The sequence below is a fragment of the Chromatium okenii genome (genome assembly GCF_002958735.1).
Classification (GTDB): Bacteria; Pseudomonadota; Gammaproteobacteria; order Chromatiales; family Chromatiaceae; genus Chromatium; species Chromatium okenii_A.
In genome coordinates this window covers 1,001,235-1,016,356 of record NZ_PPGH01000037.1, presented here as the reverse complement: position 1 = coordinate 1,016,356, position 15,122 = coordinate 1,001,235, and the positions used below count along the sequence as shown (strand labels likewise).

Annotated in this window: 8 protein-coding genes and 3 pseudogenes; 8 read left to right on the top strand and 3 right to left on the bottom strand. The window is 51.3% G+C overall.

Features of this window, described 5'->3' with window-relative positions:
• Nucleotides 1-40: 40 nt before the first annotated feature.
• The 3 genes and pseudogenes from CXB77_RS16790 to gltB all read right to left on the bottom strand — a co-directional run bounded on the left by CXB77_RS16790 (nt 41) and on the right by gltB (nt 6,767).
• A complete protein-coding gene (locus CXB77_RS16790; RefSeq protein ID WP_146108856.1) occupies nt 41-415 on the bottom strand; it encodes a hypothetical protein in 375 nt (124 codons plus the stop codon).
• A 279-nt stretch (nt 416-694) separates the two neighbouring features.
• A pseudogene (locus tag CXB77_RS19395) lies at nt 695-2,234 on the bottom strand (glutamate synthase subunit beta).
• Nucleotides 2,227-6,767, bottom strand: a pseudogene (gene gltB, locus CXB77_RS16775) (glutamate synthase large subunit). The pseudogenes CXB77_RS19395 and gltB overlap by 8 nt, the downstream one beginning before the upstream one ends.
• Before the next feature lie 239 nt (nt 6,768-7,006).
• On the opposite strand from gltB, the gene CXB77_RS16770 reads away from it, so the two are divergent.
• The 8 genes and pseudogenes from CXB77_RS16770 to dnaX all read left to right on the top strand — a co-directional run bounded on the left by CXB77_RS16770 (nt 7,007) and on the right by dnaX (nt 15,122).
• The gene (locus CXB77_RS16770; RefSeq protein ID WP_105074815.1) at nt 7,007-7,246 is read left to right on the top strand and encodes a type II toxin-antitoxin system HicB family antitoxin; all 240 of its coding nucleotides are present in this window, start codon (nt 7,007-7,009) and stop codon (nt 7,244-7,246) included.
• Between the two features lie 186 nt (nt 7,247-7,432).
• Entirely contained in the window at nt 7,433-7,753 is a 321-nt protein-coding gene (locus tag CXB77_RS16765; protein ID WP_105074719.1) for a nucleotidyltransferase domain-containing protein, read from the top strand.
• Nucleotides 7,740-8,138 (top strand): HEPN domain-containing protein, encoded by a 399-nt coding sequence (locus tag CXB77_RS16760; protein WP_172452721.1) that lies wholly within the window; start codon nt 7,740-7,742, stop codon nt 8,136-8,138. Before CXB77_RS16765 ends, CXB77_RS16760 begins: the two co-directional genes overlap by 14 nt.
• Nucleotides 8,139-8,177: 39 nt before the next feature.
• The gene (locus CXB77_RS16755; RefSeq protein ID WP_105074717.1) at nt 8,178-8,465 is read left to right on the top strand and encodes a hypothetical protein; all 288 of its coding nucleotides are present in this window, start codon (nt 8,178-8,180) and stop codon (nt 8,463-8,465) included.
• 160 nt (nt 8,466-8,625) lie between these two features.
• Complete coding sequence (locus tag CXB77_RS19980; protein ID WP_172452720.1) at nt 8,626-12,426, top strand: LamG domain-containing protein; 3,801 nt, start codon at nt 8,626-8,628, stop codon at nt 12,424-12,426.
• Nucleotides 12,427-12,674: 248 nt separating this feature from the next.
• A complete protein-coding gene (locus CXB77_RS16720) occupies nt 12,675-13,013 on the top strand; it encodes a CARDB domain-containing protein (protein ID WP_105074713.1) in 339 nt (112 codons plus the stop codon).
• Between the two features lie 97 nt (nt 13,014-13,110).
• Nucleotides 13,111-13,260, top strand: a complete 150-nt coding sequence (locus tag CXB77_RS16715) for a DUF29 family protein (protein WP_105074812.1) — start codon at nt 13,111-13,113, stop codon at nt 13,258-13,260.
• 193 nt (nt 13,261-13,453) lie between these two features.
• Nucleotides 13,454-15,122 (top strand): annotated as a pseudogene (gene dnaX / locus CXB77_RS16710) (DNA polymerase III subunit gamma/tau).

The window sequence follows — 15,122 nt, the reverse complement described above, 5'->3', positions numbered from 1 at the left end:
GCAAAAATGCGCAAGTTACCATTCACGCCTAAAACAACAATTACTGAGCAGCTTGCGCGTTACATTTGTCAGTGCTGCATTTTGCAAAAAACCGCCGTAATTTTGTCATAACTTTAGTAAAAGTATGCAGCAACAACATCAATACATTTTGTTCAGGAGCCGTTTGTGCTATTGGACGCAAATTCCAGTTCAATAAATTTGTTGCGTGATTTAGCGTTATTTTTAAAAATTTACTGGAGTATGCGGGAATAACTAAATCAAAATATAAAGGCTGTTGCCAATAGTTAATTCGGTCGCTGGCATTGTAAAAATTTGCAGTTAAAAAAATAGCACTTTCCGTCGTTTCGGAATCAATTAAAAAATACTTATTTCTGGCGCTGGTCATCCAGTTAACAAATTCTAGTTCTACGCTCACTGAAGAATAAAACGATAAATCCAGCCGACTGATAATAGGGAGTTGATTATCTTGATTGTAAATCGTGCTCCAAAGTGAATACGAGTTCGGCGCACTTATTAGATCAATCTTCTCGTATCCGCTACAGATGCAAGTGAAGAAAATGCACTGAAGATAATTACTAATGTTAATGGGAATACCAGAGTTTTAAAAATACTCATTGGTTAATTTCTTTACCGCATGAACAATCTATTTTTTAATAAAAACCCCGATATAAACCGGGGTTTTTATTTCAATTCACTAACGCGGCAAATCCGAGTGCCCCATCAGCCATTCATCGACAGCGCGGGCACATTGGCGACCTTCGCGGATTGCCCACACGACGAGCGATTGACCGCGCCGCATATCGCCAGCGGCAAATACGCCGTCAACTGAGGTGTGATAAGCACTCGCGCCTTCGGTGACGCCCTTCACGTTGCCCCGCGCATCCAGTTCCAAACCGGCGTTATCGCGCAGCGCGGCGAGCATTCCGTTGTGTACCGGATGGACAAAACCCATCGCCAGCAACACCAGATCAGCTTTCAATTCACCGGCGCTGTCGGGCACATCGCGCATCTGCCAGCGCCCAGTCGCGTCCTGCTCCCATTCAACGAGGTGATAAGACACGCCCGTCAAATTGCCAGCGGCATCGCAGTTGAAGCGGTCGGTGGCGATATTCCACATCCGCTGACAGCCTTCCTCTTGCGAGCTGGAAGTGCGGAAACGATTCGGCCAGTTTGGCCACGTCAAGCCTTTATTTTCCTGCTCCGGCGGACGCGGCAAGATTTCAATCTGCGTGACCGACGCCGCGCCGTGCCGCTTCGAGGTGCCGATGCAGTCCGAGCCGGTATCGCCGCCGCCGATGACGACACGTGCTTGCCCTCGGCGCTGATAAATTCAAATCCCCCCAACCCCCCTTTTTCTAAGGGGGCTCAACATCTCCCCCCTTTGGAAAAGGGGGGGCGGGGGGGATTGGTGAGATCGGCGGTACACCCTGCACCCGTTTGCTGTTGCCGCGCAAAAAATCCATCGCAAAATGCACGCCGTTTGATGCGCGTCCCGGCACCGGCAAATCACGCGGTTGCTCAGAACCGCCCGCCAGCACCAGCGCGTCATATTCCGCCTGCAATTGACTGACCGGAATGGTGACGCCGATGTGGGCATTGGTATGAAATTCAACGCCTTCGGTGCGCATCTGCGCCATGCGCCGATCAATCAAACGCTTGTCCAATTTGAAATCGGGGATGCCGTAACGCAGCAGCCCGCCGATCCGATCCGCCTTTTCAAACAGCGACACCTGATGCCCGGCACGAGCGAGCTGCTGCGCGGTCGCCAAACCAGCCGGGCCAGAACCGACCACTGCAACCCGTTTGCCGCTGCGACGTTCCGGCACCTGCGGCGTGATCCAACCCGCTTCCCAAGCGCGGTCGATGATGGCGCATTCGATGGTTTTGATCGTCACCGGCTGCTCGTCGATATTCAACGTGCAGGACGCCTCGCACGGCGCGGGGCAGATGCGACCGGTGAATTCGGGAAAATTGTTGGTTGAATGCAGCACGTCAACCGCTTGCCGCCACTCGCCGCGATAAATCAGATCATTCCAATCGGGAATGATGTTGTTGACCGGACAGCCGCGATGACAAAACGGAATGCCACAATCCATGCAGCGCGACCCTTGCGCTTGCAACTCCGCCTCGGTCAGCGGAATGACAAATTCTTGGTAAGTGCTGATGCGATCCGCGACGGGTTCGTAACGCCGGTCGCTGCGTCCGAGTTCGAGAAATCCAGTGGGCTTACCCATGCGCAACCTCCTGATCTTGCAACGCTTTGAGAGCTTTTTTGTAGTCAATCGGCATGATCTTGATGAACTTGGGCACCATCGCCTCCCACTCGGCCAGAATGCGCTGCGCGACCTCAGATTGGGTGTAGTGAAAATGCTGTTCAATCAACAGCTTGAGTCGATTCACATCATCAACTGGCTCCAGCTCCACCATCGCCAAATTGCAGCGGCTGGCAAAATCCCCAGCTTCATCAAACACATAAGCGATGCCGCCCGACATCCCCGCTGCGAAGTTGCGCCCGGTCATGCCGAGCACCACCGCGATGCCGCCGGTCATATATTCACAGCCGTGATCGCCGACGCCTTCCACGATTGCGGTCGCGCCCGAATTGCGGACGCAAAAGCGTTCACCAGCGACGCCCCGGAAATAGCACTCGCCGCTGATCGCGCCATATAAAACGGTATTGCCAACGATGATGTTGTCCTCCGCCTTGCCAATCGCCGAATTGGCGGGCGGATAAATCACGATGCGCCCACCAGATAAACCCTTCCCAACGTAATCATTGCCTTCGCCGGAGAGTTCAATCGTCACGCCTTGCGCAAGCCACGCGCCCAGCGATTGCCCGGCGGTGCCGGTCGCGTTGATATGAATCGTGTCATCGGGCAGCCCCGCGTGACCGTAACGCTCCGCAATGCGCCCCGACAGCAACGTCCCAAAAGTGCGGTTGTGATTGCGCAGCGCGATGTCAATCACCACCCGCTCCATCTCCCCCCTTTGGAAAAGGGGGGCTGGGGGGATTGGAGCACCGCCGCAGCTTGCGCAAGCAACGTGTGATCGAGCGCGTGTTCAATCCCGTGCTCCTGCTGCTCGCAGTGCGAGAGCGCGCCGCCAGCCGCTACCACCGGTTGATGCAGCAGGCGCGAGAAATCCAGCCCTTCTGCCTTCCAATGGTCAATCGCTCGCCGCATTTCCAGCCGCTGCGATTGGCCGACCATCTCGTTGACGGTGCGGAAACCCAGCCGCGCCATCAGTCGCCGCACGTCCTCGGCGATGAAGAAGAAATAGTTAATGAGATGTTCGGGCTGGCCGGTGAAGCGTTTACGCAATTCGGGGTCTTGCGTCGCCACGCCAACCGGACAGGTATTGAGATGACATTTGCGCATCATCACGCAGCCCTGCGTGATCAACGGCGCAGTCGCAAAGCCGAATTCATCTGCGCCCAATAACGCGCCAATCACCACATCGCGCCCGGTGCGCATCCCGCCATCCACCTGCACTGCGATCCGTCCGCGCAGATTGTTGAGCACCAGCGTTTGCTGTGTTTCCGCCAGCCCGATTTCCCACGGCGAGCCAGCATGTTTGATCGACGTGAGCGGACTCGCGCCGGTGCCGCCGTCATAACCGGAAATCGTCACATGATCCGCGTGCGCTTTGGACACGCCCGCTGCGACCGTGCCAACGCCAATTTCCGACACCAATTTGACCGAAATCCGTGCCGTCGGATTCACGTTTTTGAGATCGTGAATGAGCTGCGCCAAGTCTTCAATCGAATAAATATCGTGATGCGGCGGCGGCGAAATCAACCCCACGCCGGGCGTGGAATGGCGCACCCGCGCAATCTGGACGCTGACTTTATGACCGGGCAATTGCCCACCTTCGCCGGGCTTCGCGCCCTGCGCGATCTTGATCTGAATGTCGTCGGCGTTGACCAGATATTCGGTGGTGACACCAAACCGACCGGATGCAACCTGCTTGATCGCCGAGCGTTCAGGATTGCGCGAGCCATCCGGCAGCGGCGCAAACCGCGCTGGCTCTTCACCACCTTCGCCGGTGTTGGATTTACCGCCGATGGCGTTCATGGCACGAGCGAGATTGGCGTGAACTTCGGGCGAAATCGAACCAAACGACATCGCGCCAGTGGCGAAGCGTTTGACGATCTCGGCTGCCGGTTCGACCTGCGCGAGCGGAATCGGCGCAGCGGCGAATTTGAACTCCATCAAGCCGCGCAGCGTCAGCAACCGCTCGGATTGCTCATCAATCAGGCGCGAGAACTCGGCAAAGGTGCTGGCGTTATTGGCGCGGGTGGCGTGTTGCAGCGCGGCGATGGTTTCGGGCGTCCAGATGTGATCCTCGCCGCGAATCCGATAGGCGTAATCGCCGCCAACGTCCAGATGCTGTTGATAAATCTGCTCAGTGCCGTAGCCCTGCGCGTGCCAACGCACCGCTTCGGCAGCGACTTCCGCCAGCCCGATGCCTTCGATGGTGGTCGGGGTGCCGGTGAAATACTGTTTGAGGAAATCGCTGTTTAAGCCAATCGCATCAAAAATCTGCGCTCCGCAATACGATTGAAACGTCGAAATGCCCATTTTGGACATAACCTTTTTCAAGCCTTTGCCAACAGCCTTGATATAACGATATTGCGCGGCTTCAAATCCCCCCAACCCACATAAGGCTTGAATGGTGTCAAAGGCGAGATACGGATTGATCGCTTCTGCGCCGTAGCCAGCGAGCGCAGCAAAATGATGGACTTCGAGCGCCGCGCCGGTTTCGACCACCAAGCCGGCGCTGGTGCGCAGTCCTTGCCGAATCAAATGATGATGGACGGCGGAGGTCGCCAACAGCGACGGAATCGGAATGGCATCGCGGTTGGTGTTGCGATCCGAGAGAATCAAGATGTTGAAACCGTCGCGCACCGCCTGCTCTGCGGCCTGACACAACCGCGCCAGCGCCGCTTGCATCCCGTCAGCGCCGTCCACTGCCGCATAGACCATGTGCAGCGTGGTGGTGCGAAAGGCGGCGCTGGTGTTGTCTTGAATGTGGCGGATGCGCTCTAAATCGGCATTGGTCAACACCGGCTGATTGACCTCCAGCCGCCAATGCTTGCCCGCTTCGTTAATGCCCAGCAGATTCGGGCGCGGCCCAATCAGCGACACCAGCGACATCACCAGCTCCTCGCGGATCGGATCAATCGGCGGATTCGTCACCTGCGCGAAGTTCTGCTGGAAATAGCTCGACAGATGTTTAGCGCGGCGCGACAGCACCGCTGGCGGATTGTCTGCGCCCATCGACCCAATCGCTTCCTCACCGGTCAGCAGCATCGGTTGCAGCAGGAATTTGATGTCTTCCTGTGTATAACCAAAGGCTTGCTGCGCCTTGAGTAAGGTCGCTGCATCAGGTGCCATCGGTGCGACATCGGTCGGCAGCGCGTCCAGATGAATCTGCGTGGCGGTGAGCCAGTCGCGGTATGGCTGGGCGGCAGCGAGCGCGGCTTTGATTTCCGCGTCGTCAATGATCCGACCCTGCTCCAAATCAATCAGCAACATCTTGCCGGGCTGCAAGCGCCATTTTTTGACGATGCGCTCCTCGGCGATGTCCAACACGCCCATTTCCGAGGCCATGATGACCATGTCGTCATTGGTGACGAGATACCGCGCCGGGCGCAGTCCGTTGCGATCCAGCGTCGCGCCGATCTGCCGTCCATCAGTGAACGCCAGCGCGGCGGGGCCGTCCCAAGGTTCCATCAGCGCGGCGTGATATTCATAAAACGCGCGCCGCTCGGCATCCATTTGTTGATTGCCCGACCACGCCTCCGGCACCAGCAGCATCATCGCGTGCGCCAGTGCATAACCGCCCATCACCAATAATTCCAAAGCGTTATCGAGACAGGCGGAATCGGATTGCCCTTCGGGAATCAGCGGCCAGATGCGATCCAATTCTGCGCCCAGCAGCTCGGAGCGCATCGTGTGCCGCCGTGCTGCCATCCAATTGACGTTGCCGCGCAGCGTGTTGATTTCGCCGTTGTGACACAGCATCCGAAACGGTTGCGCCAGATTCCACGTCGGAAAGGTGTTGGTGGAAAAGCGTTGATGCACCAGCGCCAGCGCGGAGCTGAATTGGTCGTGACTCAGATCGCGGTAATAGCGCCCGACCTGATGCGCCAGCAACATGCCTTTGTAATTGACGGTGCGCGATGACAACGAGACGACGTAATAGGCACTTTGATTCGCGCCAGCTTCGCGGATTTCGTTATCCATCCGTTTGCGGGTGACAAATAAAGCGCGTTCAAACGCCGCTTGATCGGCGCAATTGTCGCCTTTGGCAACGAAAACTTGCCGCACGACTGGCTCGGACGGCAGGACGCTGTAGCCGAGATCGCTGTTATCGACCGGCACATCGCGCCAGCCCAGCACGGTTTGCCCGCCTTCCTGCAAACGTCGATTGACGATTTCCTCCATGCGCTGGCGGGCGGCAGCGTCCTGCGGCAGAAACACCATGCCAACGCCGTAGTCGCCGACCGCTGGCAGATTGAACTCCAGCACGGCGCGGAAAAACGCATCGGGAATCTGCACCAGAATTCCAGCGCCATCACCCGCTTTGGGATCAGCGCCGACCGCGCCGCGATGGTGCAAACGTTCAAGGATTTCAAGCCCTTGCCGCACGATGGCGTGGCTTTTGACATTCTTGATATTGCAGACAAAACCGACGCCGCAGGCGTCGTGCTCGTTAGCCGGGTCATAGAGACCTTGGGCGGGAGGGAAGGCACGCAGGTGCATCTCTGACCTCATTGGAACGTGAATGAATGCGTGAAATAGCGATTTAGGGCAACCAGATCGCGTGATTCCTAATCATAACCGACTCACAAGCTGCAACACATGTACTCGCAGCGCAGAAGATGTCGGTGGTCAGGGCAAACCCGCGCTTCGAGTGCTGGCGCGTTGGGCTTGCTAACGCGGTTGGTTGATTGATGTTAATGAATACGCGACACAACTCAAAATATAAGCAGGAACAGACCATGCTATTTAGCTACACCGCCAGATATACGCGCTTAAATAATGGTTATATGGGGCAACTCGTTGAGTGGCCAGAAGTCGTGACGGAGGGAATTGATCTTGATGATTGTCGCTCGCTGCTCCGCGACGCGCTGAATGAAATGATTTTAGCTTATCAAGCACTCGGTCAGGAGATTCCATTGAGTAATGCTTTGATTGAGCAAATTCCGGTGGAGGTTACGCTTGTCAGTCAATCGGCGTGATTTAAACGGCATAGTTTTTAAGTTTTGCGCTATCGTCTTGTTTATCTATACCACCTTGGAGAATGACAATGCTTGATTGTATAAGGTCTTTTCAATTGCTGGCGCTTAAACAGTTTACTGACGCTTTTAGCTAAATAACGGAAAAGCAACCATGCTGCGCCTAATTTACCACTTGCAGGTTAAACCATGCTGACAGAAAAATCACTCCGTGAAGCTGCTTTAAGAATTGCTGCCGCTGCTAATCAACCACTAAAAGTGATTGTTTTTGGTTCTTACGCTCGCGGTGATGCAACTGCTGAATCTGATCTCGATTTATTGGTGATTGAACAAGAAATACCCGATTATACCCAAGAATATCTACGTTTGTGCAACACTCTCGATCAAATCGGTATTGGTGTTGATCTGCTGTTAATTACTGCAAATGAGTTTGAACAAAAACGCGAGTGGTGGACGACGCCGCTATATTGGGCAAGCCGTGAAGGACGGGTGTTATATGAGCAATCATAATGCACAAGCACAAGCACTGATGATAGCAGGGCAACGTGATGATCTTACATTTCACTTGCTGCGTGAATCCGGTAAAGCACCTTTAGAAAGTATGGGTTTTCATGCCCAGCAAGCGTCTGAAAAGTTTATTAAAGCTGTGTTGGTCATTCATGGCATCATTTTTGAGCGTACTCACGATCTTACTGTACTTGCTGCGTTATGTCTTGCGCACGATATTAGAGTTCCTATCGGTAAAAACGCGCTGCGTATTCTCAATTATTTTGCAGTTCAGTTTCGTTATGAAACCTGTTCAGTTAAAATGATCGAGCAGTCTGAAATGGCAGCCATTGTTGAAACGCTCAAATCATGGGCAGAACAGGAAATCGCCTGTTTTATCAAAAAATAATATCGGTACTTAAATCAAACCACTTCACCACTTTGGAGAATGACAATTCTTGATCGTATACGACCTTTTCAATTACTGGCGCGTTGGGCTGGAATTGCTGCCCTGCTCGTTTTTACAGTTCCCGCATCCGCTGCCGGTTTGAATGATACCGGCATCACCACTTGCTCAAATGCAACCGAAAACAGCTTGCTGTGTACGGCTGAAGGGTTTCCCGGACAAAATGCCGAATTCGGTAGCAACGGTTTTGATTTCACTAAATTGGATGCGGCGGGAAATGAATTGCTGGCATTTCTCAATTCAGATGATTTTTCGGTTGCATTCTTGTAACGTTATTTGTGCTTGATAAATTAATGTGGTGGTGATAACTTTTGCGCGTCTTTGATGCAATACAATCGAAAGGCGCAAACAGGTAAATTCCACAGGCAACGATTTTTCATGCTTTGTGCAGTTTATTCTTATTATCAAAAGTAAGCAAAGGACGCAAGTGATGAAGAACATGGTCACAATACTGCTGCTCGGCGTATTGATGATTGGCGGCGCAGTATCAGCAGATGTTGATACGGGATTGGTCGCTTATTATTGTTTCGATGATGCCAGCAATTTGGGAAAGGATTGCTCGACAAATGGCAATAACGGCACAGTAGAAGGCTCGGTCACAGCATCGACTGGATTTGCTGGCGGTGCAGCGAGTTTTGGTGGTTATTATAATTCTGGCGCGATTCATGTCCCTAACAGTTCATCGTTGCAGTTTACAGGCGATTTTTCTGTGGCTCATGCAGTCAAACTATCTGGATTAGACGGCATGGATGGATGGGGTAATTATAAAAGCCCACTAAATTATGATGCTGCTTCGCCTTTTTTTGAAGTATTTATGAAAGGTGAAGGTGCGCTTAGTACAATGCTTACAACAGATATCCGAAACGAGTCGATTTACTACTATTCTTCTTTTAATCCTAGTCCTAGTTTGATCGAGGGTTATAGCATTAACGAATGGGCTAATATCGTTTACGTTTACTCGAATAGCGAACATACCGCAAAAGTGTTTATTAACGGCAGACTTGTAAGTACACATGATGTTAGCATCAACATTACTGATGTAAACAGCGAAGATATTTATATTGGCCGTAATCATAGTTACTGGCATCCAATGAATGGCGCAATAGATGAAATGCGCATTTACAACCGCGCCCTGACAGACGCAGAGGTATTGCAACTGGCTGCTCCTAATAATTCTGCTGATTCCGGCAGCATCAATGTCAGCGATGTGCTGTCATCGCATGGCATTACCGACGTCCTGTTTAATGGTAGTGATGTTTTTGTTCTCGCAACAGTTAAATCACCAGATGGCGTTTACCGTGTCGATCCTGATGGAACTCGCGCCTACAAAAGCTCGCTAAAAATTGTGCGTTTCAACAAAGATTCAAACTCATATCAGTCTGTCGTTATCGGCGAAGTATGGCCAAATGGCGACCCAACATCAGGACATGGCGCTTTATATCTTTCAGGCGATTATCTCTACGCATTTAAGAACAGTAAGGACGATGGCAATGGTTATGCGCAGTCTGGCTCTATCTACAAAATCAATGTCAGCGATCCCGCAATGATTTCACTGGAGAGTGAGAGCAAATTATTCTCAGCTTCAAATTGGGGCTGGTGGCCAGTATTTAAGTCTTCTAGTGTACTAAGTCACTTTAGCTTTGCTGGATATTACAGGTATGAAAATACCTCCAATCTTGGAAGCGTGCTTCCGAGTGTGATGCAACAGGAATATGCTGATGCAGTCGCAGCGCATTCTCAAGGATTAGTGTTAGCAAATGAGGCTGACACGATGGGATCATCGTCGAGACCAAATGTCATCTCGCGTATTCAGGCATTGATGGGCGAACAACAAACCACCTTTTCACTTGCAATCAAAAAATCCGGCACGGGCAGCGGTAGCGTCACCAGCAAAGACGGGAAAATCAATTGCGGCACAATCTGCGCAGCGGATTTTGACAACGGTAGCAGTGTTATTCTCACTGCCACACCTGATACCAACTCCGGTTCGACGTTCAGCGGTTGGAGCGGTGCGTGTACCAATAAAACTGGCGATTGCACGGTCAAAATGTCTGAAGCGCAAACCATCACTGCTAATTTCAATTTATTGCCCAGCTATAAATTGTCAATTAACAAAAGTGGCAAAGGCACTGTCACCAGCGAACCAGTAGGAATCAATTGCGGTACGGCTTGCAGCAAAACATTCACCAGCGGCACTGCCGTCACACTGACTGCCAAAGCGGATACTGGCGCGACCTTCACGAAATGGACGGGCTGTACTCCAGTTGCCAACAAGCCGCTGCAATGCACTGTGACGTTGACGAGTAATAATAGCGTCACTGCAACCTTCACAACCACGTCAACCACCTACAGCCTCGCAATTATCAAAGTCGGTAATGGCACTGTGACTAGCGCCCCGGCGGGCATTAACTGCGGCAGCGTTTGCAATAAAAGCTTTACTAACGGGATACCGGTCACGCTGACCGCCAAACCAGCCACTGGCTCCACATTCACTGGCTGGAGCGGCGCGGGCTGTACCGGCAACGGTGCTTGTGTCGTCATGATGAGTGCCACCAAACAAGTCACCGCTAACTTTGCGGCAATAACATCAACATTAACGATTACCAATGTGTCACCAAAAACCACCGTAGTTGGTTCACCGACCATCTTTACCGTAACAGGTTCAAATTTAGTCGCAGGCATGGGATTTACAGTTGGCGACTGTGCTTTATCAAATAAAGAACTGGGTGGCGGCACTAAAACAAAACGCCAATTTGTTTGCACTCAGTACGGTGACGCTGGCACTAAACGAGGTTTAGTAAAAACTGCGCCAGGAGGTACGATCTTATATAACTTCTCCATACAAGCAGGTGTTGATAATATCCCTGAAATTTATGTTGCGACTGACAAGCAGAAATTAATCAGCACTGATGAAAACCTCGCTGTGTTGTTAAGCGTCGTTGCGCAAGATAATATAGACACCTCTCTGCAATATGATCTATTCGTTAAATTTACGTTGCCAAACGGAGATGTTTTATATGATGACGGAAAAAAAATAACTAGCACTAAAAAACCTTTTTTGGGCGCATCGCTTCAACAGCGCGATTGGTCGGAGCTATTACAATATTCATTGCTTGCCAGTGCTGAATCTGGATCATATATTGCGAGTGCCGAGTTAAAGCTAAAAAGTGGTCAGGTGTTGCTTTCAACTTCAGATGCTGTTTTTAGTTATACTCCATCTGCCACAACTTTTAGTTATGCTCAATCTGCTACTGAATCAAAATTCGTTGATTTATCACAAAAAACGGAATTGCCAATCGTACGCAGAAACCTTTCTGGAAACGCGCATTCCGAAGAAGAAGTATTTACAGAAAGATCGGTGGGGAACACAAATGTAAACCCAGCAGTGGTCTTAAAATACCAAAAAAGCATGTGCGCACTAGCCACTAAAAACCCATCCCGCTATCAAGATAAATGCCAAAGTGCAACAAGATCACTACTCGCGCTGCAATTCGGAACCAAATACTTTGAAAAATTGGGAGGAGTAAATGAAGTAAAAGGCGCTTACAGCATTTTCAAAAAAGGCGAAGCAATCTATAATAATATAGATAAATTCAAGACTATACTAGAAGGTTATCAGAATCATATTGATGACGGTCTCGCCAGCGATCAAGCTATCCTTTTAGTCGGCGTAGATATTGTTAAAAATATAATTGAATTGGCGCCAGGCAATATCGGCGAATCGCTAGCTTCGATATATGGCGTTGCGCTTGCAGATCTCAATGACAGCCTCAATGGCTATTTCAAGGCACTGAATCAGCATGATGAAGCTATAGCGTGGTGGAGTGGCGATGGCGACCACCCTATCGCAAACAGATCCAAAATCAGTTTTAATGTAACGGATCACTGCAGCTACATCTTCGCAGGGGATTGTAGAACAATAACAGAATTAAAACTGACACCTATCTTTTGGTTGGAGAAGAACACAGACGGATCAATTGGTCACGAGTATGCTACTGCAGAAGGTCAACCATCCATTACTAACAATGCGATAAACTGTCACCCACCCGGTGGGAATTCTTCGACTGAAGAATCATCTTGGGGATGGATTGACTACTACCCTGATGAAGATGTGAATTATGGTTTTTATTGGGCTACCGTCAAATATAAAGACGGCAGTATTTATCGTCAAATCGTATCAATTGATAGCGCGTCTGGCACTATTAAAATTACGACTGGGAAAGGAGAATAATCAACATTGCTCTAGCTCCCACGCTCTAGCGTGGGAGCAAGTCGTGATGCTCCAGCGTCACTTCATCTTTCGGATTATAGTTGTCCGCAAAACTAGCTAGTATAAAAGCAGGAGGATCAGCCACTGCAACCGCTGGCGCGATCTTCAGCGATTGGTCGGGTTGTACATCGCTTGTGACTAACCCATTGCAATGTAAGGTTATTTTGAACGGCAAAAAGTCGGTAACGGCTGCGTTTGGCACGATAGATATGATCATCACTGCAATAGATTTAATACCAGTTTCACCGGTCGCCAACAGCGCCTTTACTGCCAAGATTACTGTTAAAAATCAAGGTACTGTGACCGTAAATGGCGGTTATTTGGATGTGTGGGCAAATCAACCGACGGTGCAAAAATGCGGCGCGTTTGGTGAACAATGGATTGAGATTAGTTCATTGGCTGCAGGAGCGACTAAAACCTTGACGGTCAATTTGCGGTTAAGTGGCGCTGGTGCGAAAACCTTGCGGGCATTTGCTGATAGCTGGTGTCAAACGCCAGAATCGAATGAAGCCAACAATCAACTGACCAAAACCTATATGGTCAAATAATCTCACTTCAAGATGCAATTAAAAAGCCGCCACACTTTATGATCAAAGTGTGGCGGTTTTTTCTGAATACACAAAACAACAGAAGAAGGCACACAACATGACTGAATTAAGCACCTTATACGATACCGATTATAACGCGTGGACATTACAAACAGCGGCATTGATTCGTGCTGGTCGTTTTGCGGAACTTGATATTGAACATTTATTAAAATGGGAATATCAGCATCACATTTTATCTGAACACTGAGCTGATTTTGATGGGCGCAGTTGGCAGCGTACTATTATTGAACAACGCAAGCGGTTGGGCGGTGAGGGTGTCAACTGGCAGCAACTGGATGTCGGTTTAATCAAAGCATCCAAAGCAAATCACGGTCATCTGTTACACTTTCAACGATTCTCAGGCTCCATCTCACCTCCACTTTCCTCAATTTAGGTCGCGCATGTCCTATCAGGTGCTCGCCCGTAAATGGCGCCCCAAAACGTTTGATGATCTCGTCGGACAACAACATGTGGTGCAGGCGCTTTCTAACGCGCTTGATCGCAATCAACTCATCATGCTTATCTGTTCACCGGCACACGGGGCGTCGGTAAAACCACGCTGGCGCGGATTTTGTCGAAGGCGCTCAACTGCGAACAGGGCATCAGTTCTAAACCGTGCGGCGTGTGCTCGGCGTGTCGAGAAATCGACAGCGGGCGTTTTGTCGATTTGTTGGAAGTGGACGCTGCATCACGCACCAAAGTCGATCAAACCCGCGAGCTGCTTGATAACGTACCCTACGCGCCAGCCCGCGCTCGGTTCAAGGTGTACCTGATTGACGAGGTGCACATGTTTTCCACGGCAGTTTCAATGCCTTATTGAAAACGTTGGAAGAACCGCCGTCACACGTCAAATTTCTGCTGGCAACCACCGATCCGCAAAAAGTGCCGGTGACAGTGCTCTCGCGTTGTTTGCAATTCAATCTGCGCCGCCTGTTGCCCAGCGAAATTGCCGAGCAACTGCGTCATGTGTTGACGACCGAGGGCGTGGAATTTGCGCCAGCGGCATTACCACTGCTCGCTCGCGCCGCAGATGGCAGTATGCGCGACGGATTAAGTCTGCTCGATCAAGCGATTGCGTTCGGCGGCGGGCGCGTGATGGACGATGCAGTGCGGACGATGCTCGGCACGGTGAGCGGCGATCTCGTGCTCAATCTGCTTGATGCGCTGGCGGCAGCGGATGGAGCGCAACTTCTCGCTGAAGTCGATCGCGTCGCCGCACTGACGCCAGATTTTGATGAGTTGCTGCGCGAGTTGATTGCGCTGCTGCATCGGCTGGCGCTGATCCAACAAATTCCCACGTTGTTGGCGGCTGATGATCCCGATCAAGCACGATTATCGGCACTGGCAGCGGCAATGCCAGCGGAAGATGTTCAGCTTTATTATCAAATTGCTTTAACCGGGCAGCGCGATTTGCCGTTAGCGCCCGATCCGCGAGCTGGGTTGGAAATGGTGCTGCTGCGGGCGTTGGCATTTCGTCCGGCAGCGGCAATGACGGGAACAGCGCAGTCGATGCCAACTGCTCGCGCCGTTGCGCCCAAGCCAGCGATGAGCACTTCACCAGCGGCTGCGCCGTCCGCTGTCATTCCTGCGTCGGGTGCGAGTGCTGTGCACCAGCCGAATGCGCCAATGCCGCCGGTGACGCAGTTGGTATCTGCCGAAGATTGGCAGCAACTGGTGATGCAGTTGCCAGTGAAAGGACTGGCAGAGCAAGTCGCTCGCAACTGTGGATTCGTGAGCTGGGCAGATGGGCAGTTGACGCTGGCGCTGGATGCAGAATTTTTCCGCACTCCATCAAGCGTGACGCAGGTACAAGATGCGGTGGCGCAAATTTTGGGTACGCCGGTCAAGCTCGTGTTGCAAAATGCGCAAGCGCAGCATGATACGCCTGCCCAACGTCAAGTACGCGAAGCGGATTTGCGCCAGCAGTACGCAGCGGAACTGATGGACAATGATTCCGTGGCGCAGCAGCTGCGTGAGACGTTTGATGCGCATGGGCACCGGGCGGTATTCATGCAACGGATTAAATGCGCCTGTAGCGATGCAATTAAAAACAACATTTTAATTAGGTAG